This is a genomic window from Cupriavidus sp. 09_S30, assembly GCF_056930435.1.
On the sequence record NZ_JBXOWI010000002.1, the window covers coordinates 1771874 to 1792926 of the forward strand.

Genomic DNA, 21053 nt, shown 5'->3' on the forward strand with positions numbered 1-21053 from the left:
GCCCGTGGGCCCAGCCGCCGGCGTCCGGGTTCGGCCATGATCCGCCGATCGACCACGCACTCTCGCGGACATTCAAACGTCGGCTCGGTACAAAAAGCGGCCCTTCCTTCGACGAGCGTGCTCGTTGCATCTTCTGTCAAAGCAACTGCTGGCCACGTCCCCTCGCTCCGCGATCCCGCTGCGGCGGCGCGGCGCGAAGCTCGTGTGGGTCAAGGAAAAAATTCCGGTTGCCGGACATGCGCTCAACCATAAAGTCGATGAATGTCTTCACGCGCAGCGACTGCTCGGTTCGATGTCCATAGTAGATATAGATCATGCCGTGCTCGGCGACGTGCCGCGTCAGCAACGGAATCAGTCGGCCGCTTCTGATATGAGTCGTTGCGTTGAAGCTACCCAACTGCCCGATGCCGAGGCCCGATAGCACCGCCTGTGTTTCCATTTCTGTGTCGTTCACGCAGATGGCAGCGGGCACGTCGCGATAGACGATCTCATCACCGACCCGGAACTGCCACTGTGCGAGCTTGCCCGTGTTTGCGCGCCGGTACCCGGTGCAGCGATGCTGAGCCAGTTCCTCGATGGTCTGCGGCACGCCGTTGCGCTCGATATATTCCGGCGACGCGCACACGATCAGCTGAATCGGCACCAGTCGGCGTGCAATCGAGCCGCCCGATGGCGGCGGCCCACCTCGAAATCCCACATCGGAGCGGTCGGTCACGAGATCCGTGAACTGATCATCGAATTGCACTTCGAGTTGCACGTTCTGATAGAGCTTCTGGAATTCCTCGAAGTACGGCCACAGGACCGGGAGCCCAAGCGCACGCGGCGCGCTCACGCGCAGCATGCCGCCCACTTCTTCCTTCGAGCGCCGGGCCTCGTCGAGAGCGGACGATAGAGTCGCGAGCGCCGGCTTCACGCTGTCGAAAAGCCGTTGGCCTTCCTCTGTCAGGCTCAGCTTGCGGGTGGTCCGATGAAAGAGCCGCACGCCCAGATCCTTCTCCAGTTGCATCACAGCATGGCTCGCGGCTTGCGGCGAGATGCCTTGATCGACGGCCGCGCTGCGCAGGCTTCCGAGCGTCGCGGCGCGCACGAAAACGGTGATCGCACGAATTCCGTTCATTTCTGGCGCCCTAGATTCGCAAATAAAAGTTGATTATGACCCCAATAATGGACGGCTAGTTGATGTCAATCGTCGGGCCTACGATGACATCACTTCATCACACACGTAGGAGAGACATCATGGCTGACGTCCAACAAGGTGGTTTCAAGCGCGTATGGTTCATCACTGGCGCGTCGCGCGGTATCGGTGCATTGATTGCCGAAGCCGCGCTCGCGGACGGCAACGCGGTCGTGGCCGCCGGACGCAATGTCACGGCCATCGCCAAGCGTCTTGGCGAGTCGGCTGCGTTGCTGCCGGTTGCGCTGGATGTGACCAGCGAGGCCCAGGCAAAGGCGGCCGTGCAGGCGGCGGTTGAAAAATTCGGCCGCGTCGATGTGCTGGTCAACAACGCCGGCTTCGGTCTCCTCGGTGCGGTGGAAGAATCCGCCGATAAGGACGTGCGTCGCATGTATGACACGAACGTATTCGGCTTGCTGAATGTCACGCGTGCGATGTTGCCGACGATGCGCGCGAACCGCTCGGGCCACGTGATCAATATTTCATCGATTGGCGGCTATCGGGCCGCAGCGGGCTTTGGCGTGTACTCGTCGACGAAGTTTGCGGTCGAGGGCATTACGGAAGCGTTGCATTCCGAGTTGAAGCCGCTAGGCATTCACGCGACAGTTGTCGAGCCGGGGTATTTTCGTACGGACTTTCTGGATGCGTCCTCGCTGGTCGTTGCGCCTGAAGTGATCGACGATTACGACGAAACCTCGGGTGCGGTTCGCCGCAAGGCCGTGCAGATAAATCACAACCAGCCTGGCGACCCGACAAAGCTTGCGGCCGCGATGATCACGCTGGTCGACGCGCCGAACCCACCGCTGCGCCTTCCTCTTGGCACGGACACACTGGCTGCCATCGCTGCGAAAAACGCTTACGTGACGCAGGAAACGGACGCGTGGAAGACGCTGTCGGCTTCGACTGACTTCGCTGCCTGAGCGAGGAAAGCGGCGGCTCGACGGCGGCTGAGCCCCTGTCCGCGTGAATGGCCGTTGCAGCCTCGAAGCCGTCGTTTTGGGCGCGGGGGCGGGAAGGTCCGCAACGGGTCGGGAAGAGCCGACCGGCGCTCGCTCTCGCAACACGCGTGCCGGGCACGCACAGGAGGCCCCCTCGCCACCCCAAGCCCCAATCGCGCGCGCCGCAGTATTACTTCCCATGCTCGTGGGGAAGCGCCGGGCAACAGGCACTCGTTGCAAAGCATGCGCCCCTGCGAGCAGACGCCAGAGTTGCCAGCGCTTGACATCGCGGCCGGCGCGAGCTTTGCTTGCGAAAGGAAGCGGCTCTCCAGTTATCGCCTATGTCCCCGCAGACGTCCCCTTTGCCCTCCGCCCGTACTTGGGCCCTCCACTGCACGCTCTTTCGCGGGCAGACGCCGCCGCGCGCCTGCCTTTACCTGCTCGCGGACCTGCGCCGGGGCGTCGCGTTGTCAGCCATGCTGGCCGAGCAGCCGCTGGGTGGTGCCTTGGCCGCGTGGCTGGAAGCGGCCGCGATCGGCAGGCCCTCGCCACGGGCGCTGCAGTCGGCCGAGTTGCCCTCGGAGCAAGACCGGCGAGCTCTTTACGCGTGGATCGAGGCGCACGACGTTGTCCTGGAGCCGCAGAATCTGGGGGGGCGTTCCTGGAAGCCTGTCGATCAACTCTTGCACTCGGCGTGGGAAAGCCTCGGGCTGACGCCCGGCGCAGTCGGCGAGGTGCCGACCTGGGCCGGCGCGCAGCAGGGGCTGGACCGCTGGTTTCGCGAACATTGTCAGCGCGTCAGCGGGGCGTGACACCGCGTGCGGGCGGCGCCAGCGCCCTTGGCTACCCCGGTGGCGCGGGTTGCAGGTCCTGAGCTGACCGTGGGCTGGAAGCCTGTGGCACTGATGGTGCTGGAGACGCTGTTCCTGGCGGTGCTGTTCTACGGCATGCTGATCTGGATGCATGCCTAGCTGTTGCTACGCCGCGTCCTGCGCCACATCCTGCAGCGCGCCACACAGGAGGACAACAGGCATGAACGAGAAACTTGAAACCCACACCTGCACGCCTTGCCGGGGCGGAGTGGCGCCGCTGGAGCGTGCCGAGGCAGAGGCGCTGTTGCAGGAAACTCCGGGCTGGGCGCTTGCTGATGATGGCGGGCGGCTGGAGCGCAGCTTCACCTTCCGCAACTTCGCGCAGGCGTTGGCCTTTGCTAACGGCGTGGGCCAGCTCGCGGAAGCGCAGGGGCACCACCCGGAGATAAGCTTTGGCTGGGGGCATGCCACGGTCTCGTGGCGCACCAAAAAGATCAAGGGCCTGCATCGCAACGACTTCATCATGGCGGCGAAGACGACTGCCCTGGCGGAGGCCATGCAGGACGCATAGCGCATTTGAGGCAGGCAGGTCGCTCGGCGTGTTTTCGTCGCGACCGGCTGCCATGCAACCGTGCCGTATGGCCACCCTCTTATCATCCAGCCGCCCTACTCAAGATCTACAACGCCGGCGCGCCCCCCTTCGCTTCGCGGAAATAGCGAGCTGATATTGCTGACGGAAGTGCCCGGAGATCGGGCATCTGACCATGACCTGCAAATCACGCTCGAGCATCCACTGCCGGACGGGTTCGGCGTCGGACCGGATCCGGCCAGGAGCGCTGTCGTTGGACACTGGCGCGAAGGATTGTGGAGAGCGGGCGTTCCCGCATCTACGCTGCGCCCGCCCCGCGCCCCACCTGTGCCAGCGCCAGTGCCAGCCTTGCGCCCACCTCGGCGTTGTGTTTGATGAGTGCGATGTTTGTTGCCAAGCTGCGTCCGCTCGTCAGCGCCTTGATGCGAGCCAGCAGGAAGGGGGTCACGGCCTTGCCGGTGATTCCTTGCGCCGTGGCCTCGGCGAGCGCCTGCTGAGTAAGCGCGTCGATTTCATCTGACGCCATCGCTTCTGCTTCTGGCACCGGAGCACTCAATACCACGCCGCCCGCAAGTCCCAGGTCCCATTTGGTGCGGATGAAGCGTGCCTGCTCCGCCGCGTCGTCCAGCCTGAAATCCGAGCGAAAGCCGCTGTCGCGAGTATAGAACGCGGCGAAATTGTCTTGTTCACAACTGAGCACCGGCACGCCATGTGTCTCCAGGTATTCCAGTGTGAGCCCGATGTCGAGGATGGACTTCGCGCCGGCACAGACCACCGCCACCGAGGTCTTCGCCAGTTCCTGCAGATCTGCCGAGATGTCAAAGGTCTCCTGCGCACCACGATGCACGCCGCCAATGCCGCCGGTGACGAAGACCTCGATACCGGCCAGCGCGGCGCATATCATGGTGCCAGCTACTGTCGTGGCGCCGAGCCCGCCGCTGACCAACACGGCCGGCAGGTCGCGGCGGCTGACCTTCTGTGCCTGGCCCGAGAGGCTGAGCAGTTCCAGCTCGTCATCCGAAAGCCCGATGCGGATTCGCCCACCGATCAGCGCGATCGTCGCTGGCTCGGCGCCCAGGTTGCGAATCAAGGCCTCCACTTCGCGCGCAGTGCGAACGTTCTCCGGGTAGGGCATGCCGTGAGCAATGATGGTCGATTCCAGCGCCACGAGCGGCCGGCCGGCGGCCCGTGCCGCGGCCACAGGCGCGCTGAAGGTCAACCAGGAGTGTGCAAGGGTGGCAGTCATCTCGATGCTTTGGACGGTGTGATTCACTTGGGTGTGCGGCACACGGCTGGCCCCACGGTTTGATGCGGAAGCGCGGAGTACGATGCCACGCGGTCATGGCACTCCGCGTGTGAATCGCCCCGCTGACTCTGGCACCCGCTGAATCGCCTCGATCCCGTCGTTCGGCCTAAAGTTGCCGCATGTCCAAGATATCTCGGAAACAGCGATTCAGCCGCCGCCTCCTGCGGGACTGCATCCGGCCAGTTTCGGCCCTTCACTCTCCTGCTTTGCCGGACATTCAGACGCCTCTTCCACCCAGATAGCGGTCACACGCAGGTGCGTCGTCAACGTCACGCCAGCCGTTGCGCTCACGCACCGCCATAGCCTCGCCGACCACTTCCTGCGTTCGTCATGGTGTATGCGGTACTGTAAGCGTCGCCCATCGCTCGACGATCTTCCAATTAGCGAACCGCCATAGCACAAAGCCGTTGAACTCGATCTTCTGTCCGGTCACCGCGTCGGTCGCGCGCCACGTGTTTCTCACCACCACCTTGTCACGCTCGGCGACGATGTCTTCGACGGTGACGTGCAGGTCCGGCCATTTTTGATAAGCCGCCTTCATCATGGTTATTGCCGCTTCCGGGCCGATCTGCGGCCCCGACGGTTCGTCATGGTCAAGGAAGTCCGCGCTGAAATTCTCGCGCGCCACTTCTGGCTTCTTCCGGTTCACGAAGTCTTCGAAATGGGCGATCACGAATCGCTTCATCTCTTCCAGCGTGAATCCTGGGTCGCCCTCGGGCGGTGTTCGGTAGGCTTCCATGGTGCGCTCCTACTCCGTGAGCATCTTGAACGCATGATGCCAGTCGTTGCGGAGAAACCCCGGCAAGCACCATAGCATGCACAATGGCTCGAGCGCACGGGCTGAAACGATGCTCCCGCAATCGTAGGGCTCCCACCCGAACTGCCGGATGATCGCGCTGACCTGTGCCTTGGCGCTGTCGTCATCGCCGCACATGAACATCGTCGGCGTGCCCTGCGAAAAGTGCGGATTTACCATCAAGGCATTGCCGACACTGTTGAAGGCCTTGACCACATGCGCGTCGGGAAGCCGTGCCTGAATCCATTCGCCGAGCGACTCGTTCGGCCCTGTCGTGTATTCGAGGACCCCGTTGACCGGCGGCTCGTCCGAGAGCGGGTTCGTTGCGTCGATGACCGTCTTGCCAGCTAGGTTCTCCGCACCGGCAAGCGCGATCACGCTCCCGGCAATGCGGCCGAGCACGGCGAGCACCACGAGATCGCCATGCTGCGCCGCCTGCGCGAATGTCCCCGCTCTCGCGCCGGCTGTTTCGCGAACCCAGTCCTGCACGTCGCTCTTTTGCGGATCCCGCGTGCCCAACACTGTGTCATGCCCGTGCCTCACGAAGCCCGCGCCGAGCGCCCGGCCTACGACTCCCGATCCTAATACACCCACTTTCATTTCAGCCTCCTCGACGATATCCCTTAGCGGCAATGCCTGTGCTCAGGCACGCGCGCCCTGGGGCGCGCCGCCCGGTGTCTCCTGCAGCAGCGACAGCCCGATGCGCGCGCCGAACCCCTGTTGGTAGGCGAGCTGCACGAGCAGCATCGCTGCGGGTTCGACGTAACGCGCGAGGGCAAGGGGTCCCGCATCAACCGGTTGAGCGCCGATCTCGTCGACCAGCTTGGCGACGATGGCCCGCGCATCGGCATCGTCGCCGCAGACGAATACGCCTGCACGGTGCTCGCCGATCAGCATGCTGGGTGAGTGCAGCATCTGCGCGAATGGCGGAATTGCCTTGACGACGGTCGCCCATGGCGCGAGCTTCGCAATCTCCTCCGCGCCCGATGTGGTGGTTCCAATGGCGAGGCCGCTCAGGTCGGGTTTCAGCGCGTTCGTGCAATCCCACATGATCTTCTTACCCTGCACACTGCCGGTCTCCTTGAGCGCATCGGGCGTGACAGTCCAAGGGGTGGCCAGCACCACCACGTCGGCGAACTGCACCGCTTCGGCGACCGTGCCGACGCGCGCGCCGAGTTCGGCGGCGGTCGCGTTGAGTTTGTCCATGTCGAGACTGAAGCTCAGCATCACGGCGTGGCCGCGCGCGATGAAATGCTTCGCGAGGCCGGTGCCGACGTTGCCCGCTCCGATGATGCCAATGTTCATGATCGAGTCTCCTTCGTGCGACGGACTTCAAGCGAAGTTTGCCCAGATTGACTTGTACTGCGTGTAGCTCTCGAGCGCCTCGGCGCCTTGTTCTCGCCCGTAGCCGGACATTTTGTAGCCGCCGAACGGCCCGCTCGGGTGGTACTTATGCCAGGTGTTGATCCAGACTGTGCCGGCCATGATGCGGTCCGCGAGGCGCAGCGCCCGGCCCAGATCGCGGGTCTGAATTCCGGATGCGAGTCCATAGGGTGTGTCGTTGGCGATGCGCACGGCTTCATCGTCCCCATCGAACGGAATGATCGGCAGGACCGGCCCGAAAATCTCCTCGCGGCTGATTTTCAGATCATTGGTCGCGTCGGCGAAGACGGTGGGCTCGATGAAGAGGCCACGGCCGTCGATCTTGCGCACGTCGCCGCCGGCGACAAGGCGCGCGCTCGACGCTTTGCCGGACTCGACGTAGTGCTGCACCTTGTCGAACTCAGCCTTCGAGGCAAGCGGCCCTACCTGGGTCCGCGGGTCGAGCGGGTCGCCCAGCACGGCGGACTTGGCCATGCCGGCTAGCCGCTCGACGACCTCATCGTAGACCGGCCGTTCGACGAGGAGCCGCGAGCCCGCCACGCACACCTCTCCCTTATTCCAGAACACGCCCCAGAATGCCGCCTGCACCGCCGCATCGAGATCGGCGTCGGCGAAGATGATGTTCGGCGACTTGCCGCCCAGTTCCATCGTCGTGTGCTTGAGCGTTTCAGCGCCGTTGCGGATGATGTTCTGCCCCACGCTCGTGGAACCGGTAAAGGCGACCTTGTCGATCCCCGGATGTTTGACGAGCGCGTCGCCGAGCGTGCCGCCGGGGCCGGTCACCAGGTTGTACGCGCCGTCCGGCACACCGGCATCCAGCATTACTTGAGCGAGCGCCAGCGCCGTCAGCGGCGTGTCGGAGGCCGGCTTGTGCACGATGGTGTTGCCGGCCGCCAGCGCCGGCGCGACCTTAGAGCAGGTCAATGCCAGCGGGAAATTGAACGGCGTGATGGCTGCCACCACGCCAAGCGGCTCGCGACGCGTGAGAATCCGGATCTGCGACTCGTATGACGCGCGATAGGCGCCGTCCATCCCATGCATCGCGAGTCCGCCGAAGAAGCGGAACAGCCCGGAACAGTGCGGCATGATGACGTCGATGAAGTCGCGGTACGGCATGCCCATATCCATTGCTTCTCGCAGCGCGAAGTCTTCCGCCCGCTCGTCCAGCAGATCGGCCACGCGGAACAGGATTCTGGCGCGGGCTTCGTGATGCAGGCGCGGCCAGTCGCCCGCCTCGAAGGCGCTGCGCGCCGCTGCAACCGCGGCATTGGCGTCCTCGGGAGACGCCTTTGCAACCTCCGTGATGGGCTCCTCGGTGGTGGGATCGATCGTCGGAAGGGTCGCGCCGTCCGACGCGTCACGCCATTTGCCGTCGATCAGAAGCTGTCCCTGCGGCAGACGTTTGCGCTGTGGGATCCGCGCCGGTTCCTGTTTCATGGCAGCCACCTCGCGATTCATTCGCTAAAGTCCAGTTTAGGCGCGCGGTAGAGGCTGGTCTATGCTATGGAGCAGAGAAACAGTTATGAGCCGAGGTGCAAGATGAAAGCGGACGGAGGCGGCTCGATCGATCTGTTCAGGGCCCTGAAAACGTTCGCCGCCACCGTCGAATCGACGAATTTCTCGGCGGCTGGCCGCCAACTTGGCGTGACACCCGGTGCGGTGAGCAAACAGATCGGCATGCTGGAAACGATGCTCGGTTGCCGGCTGTTCCAGCGTACGACACGCCATCTATCGGTGACGGACGAGGGGCGGCGCCTGTATGCGATGGTGCACGAGCCAGCACAACAGATCGAAGACGCGATCGCCGCGTTGTCGTCTGACGAAACTCAATTGAGCGGCACGGTCAAGGTGTCGTTGCCGATCGCCTTCAGCCGCGTCGCACTGCTGCCGGTGCTGGGCCGATTCCGCGAGCGCTACCCTCAGGTCACAGTTGATCTGCGATTCGAAAATCGCCACGTGGACCTGATTTCGGAAGGCTATGACTGCGCGATCGGACAATTGCACGATACGGATTCCAGTGTAGTCGCGCGCAAGCTCGCGTCCTTGACGCTCATCCTGTGCGCGGCGCCCGCCTATCTGGAACGGCATGGCGAACCGCAGTCGATCGAAGACCTCGAGCACCACGAACTCATCGCGTTCCGTTCTCCCAGTTCGGGAAGAGTCCAGACGTGGAGGCTTCAGGCACGCAACAAGGAGGTGGTGTTCGAGCCGGGTTCGAACCTCATCGTCTCCGATACGGAAGCGTTGACCGAACTTGCCGTGGGCGGTTGCGGCATCGCGCTGCTTGGTGCACATCATGCGGCCGCGCTGATTGCCGCTGGGAAGCTGGAGCGGGTGCTGCCGAAATTCGTCTCACAGCGCAGCGACATCTGCATCTACTATGCGGCGAGGAAACACCTGCCGCCGCGCGTCGGGGCGTTCGTCGAGTTTGTCGTCGAGGAGGTCCGGCACAGCGAGATCGTCAATCAATCCAGGGAACTGGTACTGCAGCGTTCCGTTCAGGCCCGGTGAATCCCCGGATGGCCTTCTTGTCACGGTTAATGCATTCAGAGCAAAGTCGCGAGCCGTCGGCGCGGGCATCGAAGTCCAGCGCGAACCGGTCTCGCGTTCGTAGCCCCGCAAAACAACGCGCGGCACGTATTTGACGAGTCGACCCGTTGGGCCTATATTGGTAACCGAATGGTTACCAATTCTCGACATGATGCCGCCCATCCCGGCGCAAGCCGACGTGTTTCACGCGATCGCCGATCCCACTCGACGCGCGATCCTCGACCGGCTGCGCCAGGGCCCTGCGAGGGTCAAGGACCTGGCTGCGGGCTTTCAGCAAAGCCGTCCGGCCATCTCCAAACACCTGAGACTGTTGAGCGAGGCGGAACTTGTCATCGCGGAGCCGGCCGGACGCGAACGTGTATATCGATTGCAAGGCGCGCCGATGCAACAAGTAGCGGGCTGGATTGAAGCCTACCGGACGCACTGGCAGGTCAGTCTGGACAGTCTCAAGGATCTGATGGAGAAATCATGAGCGTTTCGCCCAATAGCAGAGCCCGCGCGCTTGCCGACGTCAACCGCGGCGCGATATTGGCCGTCGTGGAAATCGCGGCCCCCGTGCAGAAGATCTTTGACGCCTTGACCTCCAGCGAAGTCACCCGGTGGTGGGGATCGCCTGATACCTATCAGGTCACGCAGTGGGAGGCCGAGGTTCGACCAGGTGGCAAATGGCGGGCGAGTGGCGTGGGCGCTACCGACGGCCACCTCTTCAACGTGGGAGGAGAGTACCTCGAAGTGTCGCCACCAACGCGGCTTGTGCAGACCTGGGTGGCGGATTGGGACGGCGGCAACGCCACGACCCTCACGTACGAGCTCAGTTCAATTGACGGCGGCACGCGACTGACGTTGTGGCACGAAGGCTTTTCTGGCCGTCCACAATCGTGTGCCGGACATGCGCAAGGCTGGGAGCGCGTGCTCGGGTGGCTAACGGCTTACGCATCCCCCGATGGAAAGCTCTCTCATTTCCTGTGCCGGCTGATTCCCCCACGGCCAGACTTCGCTCTGACTATGAATGTGCAGGAGAAGTCGGCGATGAGCGAGCATGCCAGGTACTGGGCTGGGAAGCTTCAGGAGGGCATCGTGGTCGCATTCGGGCCAGTAGCCGACCCAAAAGGCGGCTGGGGCGTCGGTATCGTACGCGCCAAGGAAGTCGCCAGCGTCGAAGCGATGCGCGATGCGGACCCGGCGATGCTGGCGGACATTGGTATGCGGTACGAAATCCTTCCGATGATGACGGCTGTGTACTAGTGCAGACCGGCAGTCACGTTTTGAGTGACGAGGTACTGTGCGGCGTGATTGGGGCGTGCGCCGTAACTTCGCGCACTTCACGCAACAACTCGGAAAGCTCGGTGCTGAGCCGGGGTGGCACCGAAGCGGCATGCATCCTGACATGCCGCGCGGTGCTTTCGACATGGGCTTGCGCGGCCACACCACCTCCCTGTCAGTTGCCTGCCTACCTGCCCAGAATGGTCAGGCAGGCCACCGCCTCTTCCACGCCGTGCAGGCCACCGCCGTTCTCGGCAATGGCGATACGTGCACCGTCCACCTGGCGCGCGCCCGCTTCTCCCCGCAACTGCGATACCAGCTCGTAGACCTGTCCAAGGCCCGTGGCGCCGATCGGATGCCCCTTGGACTCCAGGCCGCCGGAGGTATTGACGGGGATGCGTCCACCGATGCTCGTATCGCCACGCTCCGCGGCCAGGCCGCCCTCGCCGGGAGCACAGAGGCCGAGGGCCTCCACCTGGATCACCTCGCCGATGGCGCTGGCGTCGTGCACCTCAGCAACCGAGATATCGCGCGGCCCCACCCCGGCGATCCGATATGCATCGGCCGACCCCTTGCGCACAAGGTGGTCGGCAAGCTGTGCCGGCGCGCGGTCGCTGCCGGTCACGACCACGGAGGCCAGCACCCGGACGGCGCGGCTGCGGCTGCCGTTGAGCCGGGCAAGGCCTGCCTCGTTGCAGACGACGGCGGCTGCAGCCCCATCGCTGATGGGTGAGCACATCGGCAGCGTCAACGGGAACGTAATCGGCGGCGCGGCCAGGATTTCCTCGATGGTGTAGGCCTCGCGGTATTGCGACAGCGGGTTATGGACGGAATGCCGATGGTTCTTGGCAGAGACGGCAGCAAAATGGCGCTGCGTCGAACCGTATTCCCGCATGTGCATCCGGCCCATGGCCGCGTAGATGTCCATGAACACGCTGTAGGGCTTGGGCGAGGTCGAGCCATCCGGCACTTCCACACCTTCACCCATCGCAAGCAGCCGGGCGGTGCCAGCTTCCTTGTCGTGGACGTCCCACGCGCCATCGAACACGCTCAGTGTGCGCGCCTTATCGGCCGAGAACATCTTCTCCGCGCCCACCGCCAGCACGATATCCGCGGCGCCCGCCTTGACGTACTGGACGGCCAGGTGCAGCGCCGAGCTGGCGCTGGCGCACGCATTCTCGACGTTGATCACCGGGATGCCCTGGATGCCCATGCTGCGCAGCGCGATCTGGCCACGGATCATGTCCTGGCCCTCCATACGCCCCTGCGTGCAGTTGGCAAAGAAGGCACCCTGCAACGCACGGGCCTCGCAGCCCGCATCTTTCAGGGCCGACGTCACGGCATCGCGCGTCAGGTCCTTGATGCTCTTGTCAAACTGCTTGCCAAATGGCGTCATGCCGACGCCGGCGATGTATACCGTCTCGCTCATTGTCTTTCCCCGAGGCGATGGCACCGTGCGGCCATGCCGCACCGGCGCCTTCGCGTCATTGCCGCATCAGAACTGCGTCACGTTCCACGCCAGGTAGCCCTGCTCCGCCTGGGCACCGATCAGTTCCCGCGCGCCGAAGGCCGCAGCCGGCGAGGCAAAGCCGGTGGCCTTCAGCTTGCCGGCCAGCAAGCGCCGGGCAGCCTCGGCGTTGAAGACGCCGGTCTGTGCATACGGTGAATTGCCGCGCAGCACTACCGATACCGATGCCGTGTTGCCACGCCCGAAGCACGACAGCACGCAGCGATTCACGTTGGGGTCTTCGCGCGGGGGCTCCGCCGTGGTCATGCCCTTGCCCCAGTCATTGGTGATCTTTTCCCGCTCCTCATGCGGGAGCTGCCTGCATTCGGCTTCAAACTTCTGCAGCATGCCGAACACTGCCTGGAACGCATCCTGGTTCTTGAAGGACACGAGCGTGCGCGCATGTCGCACCCGCTCGTCGCCCTCGTACCAGACCGGCTCCCCACCACCGCTCCACGGCAAGGCCATGATGGCGACGTGCTCGCCAGGCACATTGACGGTATAGGCCGTGGCATAAGGCCACTCGACCAGCGTGCGGTCCTGGATCCGGTACTGCGGATTGGTGCACATGCGCAGGAATGACATAGTCGATGCCACGCTGACTTGCGAGTCGGCCAGATACACAGTTTCCAGCGTGTCGATGCCCGGCGTTTCCAGCGCCAGTTCCGCTGCCAACACGCCTTCGGCCCACATATAGGAGTTCGCCGGGCACAGCAGCAGGTCACGCTGGCGGAACTTCTCGCCGAACTCGCGTTTCAGCAGCAGCATCCAGTCCTGCTCGCCGGTCGTGTCGAGATAGTGCGCACCGGCTTCCAGCGCCGCCTGGACCACCGGCAGCCCTAATTGCATGAAAGGCCCCACCACATTGATGACGACCTTGCGCCCGGTGAACAGGGACAGCAGATCCGCGTGCTCGTGCCGCACCCCTACGCAACGATAGTCGTGGCCTTCCAGTTCCGGGACCAGTGCCATCTGGGCCTCAAGGCGCGCCTGGTCGCGCCCGGCCGCAATGAAGGGAATGCCGGCGGTGGCCAGTTTCCATGCAATCAGTTTGCCGGTGTAGCCGCTTGCGCCGTAGACGACGACTTCATATTGATCGGTACTCATCTCTTGTCTCCTGAGAATCATGGCGGGCTTGCCTTGCCCTGTTTTTGTGTGGCTTAAACCTGTACTTCCTGGAAAACGTTCTCGCCCTGGGCCTGGAAGGCCTCCAGCAGGAACCGGTCCTGTGGTTTCTCCGACGCCGTCTTGGGTATCTCCGCAATGACCTGGAGGTAGGACGGGACCATGCCCGCACTCAATCGTTTCCGGCAGATGGCGAACAACGCTTGTGGGTGAATCCTCCTGCCGTTTGCCGGCACAATGGCGGCCACGACGTCCTTCTCGCCGGGCGCGCCGGATGCCGCCGGCACGCCGTAGACATAGACGTCGGCCACGTCTTCGCACTCGGCGATGACCTTCTCGATCTCGCCGGGCTGGATAAAATCCCCGTTGTGCCGGATACCCCCGCCGATGCGGTAGTCGAAGTAGAGCCAGCCCTGCTCGTCCCGGTGCCCGATATCGCCCATGCGCAGCCAGCCATCGCGGGTCTTCTTGGCGGATGCGTCAGGGTTGTGCAGGTAGACCACGTCAGCAGGCGTGCCGTTGGCAAGCTGGAAGATCAGTTCCCCTGGCTGGTTTGCCGGGACGACGTGGTCCTGCTCGTCGACGACCCGGACATTGAGGAAAGGCGGCGGCTTGCCGATGCTGCCAACCGGCCCATCGCCCAGGTTGACGGAAAGCCCGCCCTCGACCGCACCGTAGAACTCGACGATGCGCACATCGAACCGCCTCGCGAACGCTTCCCAGATGGCTGCCGGCATGCCCGCGCTGATGACGAAGCGCACCGGGTTGTCGGCATCGTTGTCCTTGGGCGGCTCGCTGTAGACTGCAGTGGTCATGCCGCCAAGCAGCGTGAAGGTGGTGCAGCCATACCTGCGGGCGATGTCCCACAGGCGCGACTTGGTAAAGCGCCGGCTGAAAACCGCCCGCATGCCCAGCTTGAGCGTGGCGGCCAGCGTCACGATCTGGGCATTGCCGTGCGTCAGCGAGAGCCCGGTATAGGGCCGGTCATCCCGGACATAGCCGAACAGCGGCGCCCACCCCGCAGCGGCGCCGTAGCGCGCGTGGCGCATGACCACACCCTTGGGATCGCCGGTGGTACCCGAGGTGTACATGATCTGCATCGGTGCCAGCGGATCCACGCTGCGGACCGTCTGCGGGGTAACCGCCGCGCCCAGGATATCCGCCATTCGCGGATATTCACCCTGCAGCGGCGCTACCTCCGACGAATCGGACTCCAGCAGCCATATCCATTGCAGATCCGGGACGTCCTGGCTGACCGCCATCAGCGTCTGCAGCGCATAGTCGGCACAGATGACACCTCTGCAGCCTGAATGGCGCAGCATGTAAGCAAGCTTGTCGCCACGGGTGCGGGGATCGATCGGCACGAATACCGTGCCGCTGATTGATGCGCCGACCATGGCGTCGACGAACTCGGGGTGGTTCTGCATCAGCAGCGCAAACCGGTCGCCTGGCGCCATGCGTGCCTGTTCCAGGGCGGCCGCGATGCGGCAACCGTTCTCCCAGAGCTGGCGGTAGGTCCGAACCTCGGCCGAGCCGCCCTCGTGGTCGAACGTCAGCACATCGCGATCCGGCTCCGATTCCACACGATTGGCAATCAGATTGGCCAGGATCAGTTCATCACGCGTGGCCGCAGTGCCGGGCGCCACGCCAGCTTCGGTCGCGCCCATCACACGCGCTCCTCATCGATCAGGTAGGCCCCGCCCTTGATGGCCAGGACCTCGTTACAGCCATCCTCGATCAGCGATGCTCGTGCGTCGCGCAGGATCTTCTCGATCGGGTACTCGCGCGTCAGGCCATTGCCGCCGAAGATCTGCAGCGCGTCGCTGGCCACTTCGAACGCATGCTGCGTCGAGGTAATCTTGGCCATCATTCCGGCGTGCAGCGCGGGCGGATCATTGGTCAGGTTGTAGTGCACGACCCGCTGGGCCAATGCCCGGGAGCATTCCACCTTGCGTGCCAGATGGAACAGACGGTGGGCTACCGACTGGTGGCGGATGATGGGCACGCCGCCCTGCGTGCGCTCATGCGCGTAGTCGAGCGCCAATTCATACGCGGAACGGGCCGTGCCGGTGAACACGGTGGACATGATCGAATTGGCAAAGGTGTGGATGGCATAGACCGCCGTCAGGTAGTCCTCGGGGCCGGCGAGCAGGTATTGCTTCGACAGGCGGACGTTGTCGAAGTAGATCTCGCCCTGGTTGAGCGCGCGCTGGCCCATCTTGTCCAGCGGCTTGCCGCGTGAGACGCCGGGTACGTCCATCGGTACATAGACCACGCAGCCGCGCCGGGGGTCGGGGCCATTGCCGGAATCGGCGGCGCAGTAGAGGATGCAAACGTCGGCGATGGTGCCATTGGAGACCCACGCGGACTTCTGCCCGTTGATCACGACCGAATCACCGTCCAGCGTTGCCACACAGTTGGGCCGCCCGTAGTTGCCCTGGGGATGGAAGATCATGCGGTTCGCATCCAGCGAGTCCGAGCCGTGGTCCGGCTCGGTGATGCCCCAGCAGCCAAGCATCGTGTCCGGGAAGCGCTCCATCAGGAAGCGATTGCCGAATGCGGCCGCCATGAAAGCGGGCAGCAGGCCGGCGCCGATGGAGATGGCCAGGCCCGCGTCGCCCCAGCCCAGCTCCTCGAACAACACACAAAGAACCTGGGCGCGCTCGGCCGGCTCGAGCTCGAAGATGGATTCGATGGTGAAGCCCAGGTCCAGGTACTGCTTGCGCGCCTTCCAGAACGGCGAGTCAGGCGCGATCACGGCGTCGGGCGTCATCTTGTCGAGCCGGATGCCGACCGGCCGAAGCACCTCAACGGCCAAGCGGTGCACCGTCTCCTGGACCATGGCCGCCGTCTCGGACAGCGCCGGCTGCGCGCCAAGGGGGCCAAGCTTGGGTTTCGGGGAAGCCGGCATAGCTACCGCTTCGGCGTGGGGGGTGGGCGTGGCATTCATGGCGTGTCTCCTTGTGTTCAAGCGTCCGGTCGGTACGCCTGACGGTGCGTCCGATCTCTGTGCCCGAAGCTTAGGGCGCCGTGACTTCCGCCTGTATCACGCTGAACCGTGAATCAGTGGCCGGCGCGGTGTCACGGAAATCCGTGATTGCCGGTGCGGTGCCACATATGCCACTGGCGGCTGGCGCCGGGACGCGGTACGCTGGTGCCCGCCTGATCGTCCCCACCCTCGTGCCGCCAACGTCGAACCGTGCCCATGCTCCCTGGCAACGATCCTTTCTCCGGCCCTCCGCTAAATCCGCTCAAGCTAGCGCCGCCCGGCGAGATCGGGCCAGGCGTCGAGCGAAGTGCCATTGCTGCCACTTGGGCGAAGAGCCGCGCAGCCGTGACGCTCGTATGCGCACCGGCCGGCTTTGGCAAGACCACCGCAATGCGGCAGCTCCTGAGCGTAGCGCGCCAGCAAGGCGTACCGGCTGCCTGGCTGAACATCGATAGCGCCGACAACGACCTTGGCCGGATCACGCCTTACCTCTGGGCAGCCCTGCATTCGACGGTGCCTTCGCTTGGGGAAGCGCCGTCGACCGGTCCCTGGATCGACGCCTCGCGGGGGCTGCCAGGAGGGTCCGCCCGGCAGTTGCTCGACGTACTGTCCCGGGTGGAGACGCCATTCGTGCTGTTTGTGGATGAATTCGAGCTGATCAGGGACAGCAGCGTGCTGTCCCTCTTCAGCGAACTGGCATTCAGCCTGGCGCCAGGTCAGCGTCTCGTACTTGGATCCCGGCACAAGCCGGGCCTGCCGCTTGGGCGCCTGCGCGTGCAGCAGCGCCTGCTCGAGATCGACGCGGCGATGTTGCGCTTCAGCGCCGGCGAAATCCGTGACTACGTCACAGGCTGCCGCGGCATTGGCATGGCGGATGCCGACCTCGGTGAACTCCAGATCCACACCGAAGGCTGGCCAGCGGCACTGCAGCTCGCGGCCTCGGCCCTCGCCGGCCACGCTGACTCGCGGGCATGGTTGCAGCAGCTTTCCGGCGCATCCGGCAACCTTGCTGAGTACCTGGCCGAAGACGTGCTGTCCAGGCTGTCCGAGCCCCATCGCCGCTTCGTGCTGCGCTCGTCCATCTTCGATGCGTTCTGCCCCCAGCTATGCGATGCGGCGTTCGGGAGCGCGGACAGCGCGGACTGGATTGCGCAGAGCGTCAGTGACAACCTCTTCCTGCTACCGATCGAGGCGGAAGGCGAGTGGTATCGATACCATCCCCTCTTCAGGCAGTTCCTTCGCGCGCAACTCTCGCGCACCGCCGTGCACGAAATGGCGGAGCTGCATGTGCGCGCGGCGCACTGGCTGGCATCGACGGCCCGTTACGCCCAGGCCATCGCCCATGCATCGGCCGCCGGTGATACCGCGCTGACCGCAGACCTCCTCGAACGATGCGGCATGGATTATGTACGTGGCGGGCAAATGAGCCTGGTGGTGCAGTGGGTGGACACGCTGCCGCACGCGGAACTTGAACGGCGCCCAGCCGTGCTGGCAGCGGCTGCGTACGCCATGGTTTTCTTGCACCGGTATGCGCCCGCCGAACGCCTGCTGGGCGCGCTGGAGAAACATCCCGGAATCAGCCACGAGGAAGACGTAACCGTCTTGCGTGTCATGTTGTCGGCCTGGCTGGACCGGATGGACGATGCGGTCCTGGCGGCACGCACGGCCTTGGCCGGCGGCGAGCCCGCGTCGCCCTTTGTCAGCGGACTGCTCCATAATGCGATGGCGTACGGCGATATGTTGCAGGGCCGGTTTGTCCCGGCGCGGCATGCCTTGCTGCAGGCAAAGCGCGAGCTCGAATCCGTCAATGCGATCTACGGACTGACCTACAGCGCATGCATCGAAGGCATGATCGACATGTTGCAGGGCAACGTCCGCGACGGCCTTGCCCGCTTCAGCGCCATGCTGAACCGCATCGTTGCCGCCGGGCAACGCTACACGAGCTCGGGCCCGGTCGCGTGCACGCTGCTGGCCGAAGCGCTCTACGAACTCGGTGACAGCGCGGCAGCCGATGCCCTGCTGAGCGAGTACCTGCCTCTGATCCGCGACACCTGCCTGCCGGACCACCTGATCGTGGCCCATCGGGTTGCTTCGCGCATCGCGTGGCTGGGCGGCGATTCCGGCAAGGCCCTTGACCAGCTCAACACGCTCCAGGAACTTGGCGACGCACGCGGCATCGCCAGCCTGAGCATGGCTGCCGCCATTGACAGGAGCCGGCTTGCCTTGCTGGCTGGGGATATCTCCAGTGCGAGGCATGCATTGGTCCTGGCCGCGTCATTGGCGCCCCCTTCCGGCACCCTGATGCGCTACTCGGACGACCTCGACGATCTCGAGATCGCCGGCATTCGTATTGCGCTGGTTGCCACAGATGAGGAGGCTGACGTGGAGCGCATCGAAACGGCACTACGCCGTGCCGAGAAGAGCGGCCGTGCGCGCCGTGCCTTGCGCCTTGCCTGGCTGCTGGCACAGGCGCACCATGCCGCGGGCCGGTCAGCACAAGCGCTGATCTGGCTTGAGCGCGCCCTGGCACAGGGGCAGGCGTGGCAGACACATCGGATCCTCGCCGATGAGCCCTGGCATCTGGAGCCGCTGCTGACATCGCTGGCGTCGCGGCAGCATGTCTTCGATACGCGGTATCTGGAGCGACTGGTGCAGGCTGTGAAGGTCCCATCGAAGCGCAGTGCACCCGTGCGCGGCGAACAGGAAGACCTTCTCAGTCCTCGCGAACTCCAGATCATCCGGCGTGTCGCCGACGGGCACGCCAACAAGGCCTTGGCACGCTTGCTGTTTGTTTCTGAAAATACCATCGAGACCCACCTCCGCCGTATCAATGGCAAGCTGGGCACAAGCAACAGAATGCAAGCCGTGGCACGCGCGAGGGAACTTGGCCTTTTGTGAGGTCTTCCGGTCAGGAGTCCCGCGCCGCTCGTCATGATGGCGACGCGCGACCGCTCCTGGGCCCGATACGGTCGCTCGCTTGATCTTGCCGAACGCCCGAGATGGGTCGGTCAGAGACGGCCGCGGCCGGCCGTGGCCGGCAAATTGGACAAGGGGATGACGATCTTCACGCGGATTGACCATGCTGAGGCCGCACGCAACGCCGGTCTGGCAATGCCGCCGACGCAGGTGCAGATCTATGGCAACGCCAAGCGGGCAACGCCATTGATACTCGCGGCACCCAGCGTTGCGCTGGACTTCCCCCTGCGCGTGCTGGTGCGCGATGACTGTCAGGGCAGCACCTGTGTGAGCTTCTACACCGCCACGGAACTGGAAGGCGCTCACCCATTGCCGGCCGGCAGCGGAACGCAGCGCCGCTGACTATGGCGCAGAGGCTGATTCTTGACACGGTGGGCGCCCAAGGCGCTCCCGGGGCGATTTATCCAGCCAGGCCCTTGTTCGGGTTGATCAGGTACTTCTCCCCGGTCGCACGCTTGTTGTAGACGGCGATCACGTCCAGGTCCAGTACCTCGGCCAGCGAGATCTCTTTCGAGTAGTGGCTGGCAAAGGTGGTCTTCAGCTCCGCCACCACGCGTTGCTTCAGCGCGTTGGCCCGCTCGCGCCCGATCTTCTGCAGGAACGGGAACAGCAGCCAGCCGCCCATGCCCCACGCCATGCCGAAGTTGCGGTTAAACTCGGTCGGGCTTGTGTCCAGGCCGCCATAGAGGTAGACCTGCTTGTGGGTGGTCGAGCCATAGCGGCTGTATTCGCGGGCCGACTTATTCAAGGCCGCTTCCATGCAGGTGAGGATCTGGCCGCCGAGCTTGCCGCCGCCCGTGGCGTCGAACGCGATCGTTGCGCCAGTGGAGACGAGTGCCTCGGTGAGGTCCTGCATGAACGTGGGCGACGCGGCGTTGCAGACGTGGACCGCACCTTGTGCCTTGAGCAGGTCCGCCTGCTCTTGCTTGCGCACGATGTTCACCAACTTGATGCCATCCTTGAGACAGATCTGATTGAGCATCTGGCCCAGGTTGGAGGCCGCGGCGGTGTGCACCAGGGCGCTATGTCCTTCGAGCCGCATGGTCTCGACCATGCCCAGTGCTGTGAGCGGGTTGACGAATGACGACGCGCCGTCAGCAGGTGTGGCGCCTTCGGGAAGGACCAGGCACTGGTCCGCGGAAATGCAGCGGTACTGCGAGTACATCGCGCCGCCGATGGCAGCCACAGTCTTGCCCATCAAGGCTTGCGCCGCAGGGGACGAGCCTGCCTCGACGACCACTCCCGCGCCCTCATTGCCAACCGGCATGGACGCATCCAGGCGGCCCGCCATGCTGCGCATCGCGCCTTCCGGAACGCGCGCGGTGACTATGGGGCGCTCGGCCGTGCCGCCGGCCTTGGCCGTGCTCATGTCCGCAGCACCGAACAGCAGGCCGAGATCGGACGGGTTGAGGGGAGAGGCTTCAATGCGGATGAGCACTTCATCCGGACCAGGGTGCGGCGTGTCGATGCTGTCTAGCGACAGCTCGAGTTCACCGCTGCTTTTGATTTGCGAACGAAGTTGAAGTGCGCTGTGCATTCAATGTCTCCTTGGTCTGTCGGTTTGCGTTGAGCGGGGCAGCAGCGTGGGGCTGTTTTCGCCAGCAGTCAGCAATGTAGCAAGTTCCTGCGAATCCCGTACTGGGAG

20 protein-coding genes are annotated in these 21053 nt (G+C 64.3%); 9 read left to right on the forward strand and 11 right to left on the reverse strand.

Annotation, left to right across the window (positions count from 1 at the left end; all coding sequences use genetic code 11):
* Positions 1–136: 136 nt before the first annotated feature.
* Entirely contained in the window at positions 137–1117 is a 981-nt protein-coding gene (locus AC1Z3O_RS28090; RefSeq protein WP_483519554.1) for a LysR family transcriptional regulator, read from the reverse strand.
* A gap of 119 nt (positions 1118–1236) precedes the next feature.
* Between AC1Z3O_RS28090 and AC1Z3O_RS28095 the strand changes: the two genes are divergently transcribed.
* The 4 genes from AC1Z3O_RS28095 (at position 1237) to AC1Z3O_RS28110 (ending at position 3495) form a co-directional block, all read left to right on the forward strand.
* Entirely contained in the window at positions 1237–2094 is an 858-nt protein-coding gene (locus tag AC1Z3O_RS28095; protein ID WP_483519556.1) for an oxidoreductase, read from the forward strand.
* Between the two features lie 380 nt (positions 2095–2474).
* The gene (locus AC1Z3O_RS28100) at positions 2475–2924 is read left to right on the forward strand and encodes a hypothetical protein (protein ID WP_483519558.1); all 450 of its coding nucleotides are present in this window, start codon (positions 2475–2477) and stop codon (positions 2922–2924) included.
* Between the two features lie 27 nt (positions 2925–2951).
* Positions 2952–3083: a hypothetical protein gene (locus AC1Z3O_RS28105; protein WP_483519560.1), complete on the forward strand. Its 132-nt coding sequence runs from the start codon at positions 2952–2954 to the stop codon at positions 3081–3083.
* Positions 3084–3144: 61 nt separating this feature from the next.
* On the forward strand, positions 3145–3495 hold the full coding sequence (locus AC1Z3O_RS28110) for a 4a-hydroxytetrahydrobiopterin dehydratase (RefSeq protein WP_483519562.1): 351 nt from the start codon (positions 3145–3147) through the stop codon (positions 3493–3495).
* Positions 3496–3811: 316 nt separating this feature from the next.
* Here AC1Z3O_RS28110 and AC1Z3O_RS28115 read toward each other — a convergent pair whose 3' ends face one another.
* The 5 genes from AC1Z3O_RS28115 to AC1Z3O_RS28135 form a co-directional block, all read right to left on the reverse strand.
* On the reverse strand, positions 3812–4759 hold the full coding sequence (locus tag AC1Z3O_RS28115) for a pseudouridine-5'-phosphate glycosidase (RefSeq protein WP_483522045.1): 948 nt from the start codon (positions 4757–4759) through the stop codon (positions 3812–3814).
* 388 nt (positions 4760–5147) lie between these two features.
* Positions 5148–5558, reverse strand: a complete 411-nt coding sequence (locus AC1Z3O_RS28120) for an ester cyclase (RefSeq protein WP_483519564.1) — start codon at positions 5556–5558, stop codon at positions 5148–5150.
* 9 nt (positions 5559–5567) lie between these two features.
* A complete protein-coding gene (locus tag AC1Z3O_RS28125) occupies positions 5568–6215 on the reverse strand; it encodes an NADPH-dependent F420 reductase (protein ID WP_483519565.1) in 648 nt (215 codons plus the stop codon).
* A gap of 42 nt (positions 6216–6257) precedes the next feature.
* Positions 6258–6920 (reverse strand): NADPH-dependent F420 reductase, encoded by a 663-nt coding sequence (locus AC1Z3O_RS28130; RefSeq protein ID WP_483519566.1) that lies wholly within the window; start codon positions 6918–6920, stop codon positions 6258–6260.
* Between the two features lie 27 nt (positions 6921–6947).
* Positions 6948–8435: an aldehyde dehydrogenase family protein gene (locus AC1Z3O_RS28135; protein ID WP_483519568.1), complete on the reverse strand. Its 1488-nt coding sequence runs from the start codon at positions 8433–8435 to the stop codon at positions 6948–6950.
* A 102-nt stretch (positions 8436–8537) separates the two neighbouring features.
* Between AC1Z3O_RS28135 and AC1Z3O_RS28140 the strand changes: the two genes are divergently transcribed.
* From AC1Z3O_RS28140 to AC1Z3O_RS28150, 3 genes are all read left to right on the forward strand, one after another.
* Positions 8538–9509, forward strand: a complete 972-nt coding sequence (locus AC1Z3O_RS28140) for a LysR family transcriptional regulator (protein WP_483519570.1) — start codon at positions 8538–8540, stop codon at positions 9507–9509.
* Between the two features lie 187 nt (positions 9510–9696).
* Positions 9697–10020: an ArsR/SmtB family transcription factor gene (locus tag AC1Z3O_RS28145; protein WP_483519572.1), complete on the forward strand. Its 324-nt coding sequence runs from the start codon at positions 9697–9699 to the stop codon at positions 10018–10020.
* Entirely contained in the window at positions 10017–10793 is a 777-nt protein-coding gene (locus tag AC1Z3O_RS28150) for an SRPBCC domain-containing protein (protein WP_483519574.1), read from the forward strand. Before AC1Z3O_RS28145 ends, AC1Z3O_RS28150 begins: the two co-directional genes overlap by 4 nt.
* A 205-nt stretch (positions 10794–10998) precedes the next feature.
* Here AC1Z3O_RS28150 and AC1Z3O_RS28155 read toward each other — a convergent pair whose 3' ends face one another.
* From AC1Z3O_RS28155 to AC1Z3O_RS28170, 4 genes are all read right to left on the reverse strand, one after another.
* Complete coding sequence (locus AC1Z3O_RS28155; protein ID WP_483519576.1) at positions 10999–12240, reverse strand: thiolase family protein; 1242 nt, start codon at positions 12238–12240, stop codon at positions 10999–11001.
* A 66-nt stretch (positions 12241–12306) separates the two neighbouring features.
* Entirely contained in the window at positions 12307–13425 is a 1119-nt protein-coding gene (locus AC1Z3O_RS28160; RefSeq protein WP_483519577.1) for a saccharopine dehydrogenase family protein, read from the reverse strand.
* A 53-nt stretch (positions 13426–13478) separates the two neighbouring features.
* The gene (locus tag AC1Z3O_RS28165) at positions 13479–15110 is read right to left on the reverse strand and encodes an AMP-binding protein (protein ID WP_483519579.1); all 1632 of its coding nucleotides are present in this window, start codon (positions 15108–15110) and stop codon (positions 13479–13481) included.
* Positions 15110–16393, reverse strand: a complete 1284-nt coding sequence (locus AC1Z3O_RS28170) for an acyl-CoA dehydrogenase family protein (RefSeq protein ID WP_483519581.1) — start codon at positions 16391–16393, stop codon at positions 15110–15112. The genes AC1Z3O_RS28165 and AC1Z3O_RS28170 overlap by 1 nt, the downstream gene beginning before the upstream one ends.
* A gap of 384 nt (positions 16394–16777) precedes the next feature.
* Between AC1Z3O_RS28170 and AC1Z3O_RS28175 the strand changes: the two genes are divergently transcribed.
* Both AC1Z3O_RS28175 and AC1Z3O_RS28180 read left to right on the forward strand, forming a co-directional pair.
* Positions 16778–19330, forward strand: a complete 2553-nt coding sequence (locus AC1Z3O_RS28175) for a winged helix-turn-helix domain-containing protein (protein WP_483519583.1) — start codon at positions 16778–16780, stop codon at positions 19328–19330.
* A 156-nt stretch (positions 19331–19486) separates the two neighbouring features.
* Positions 19487–19750, forward strand: coding sequence for a DUF302 domain-containing protein (locus AC1Z3O_RS28180; protein WP_483519585.1), 264 nt, complete (start codon positions 19487–19489; stop codon positions 19748–19750).
* Between the two features lie 58 nt (positions 19751–19808).
* Here AC1Z3O_RS28180 and AC1Z3O_RS28185 read toward each other — a convergent pair whose 3' ends face one another.
* Positions 19809–20945, reverse strand: a complete 1137-nt coding sequence (locus AC1Z3O_RS28185) for a zinc-binding dehydrogenase (RefSeq protein ID WP_483519587.1) — start codon at positions 20943–20945, stop codon at positions 19809–19811.
* Positions 20946–21053 lie beyond the last annotated feature (108 nt).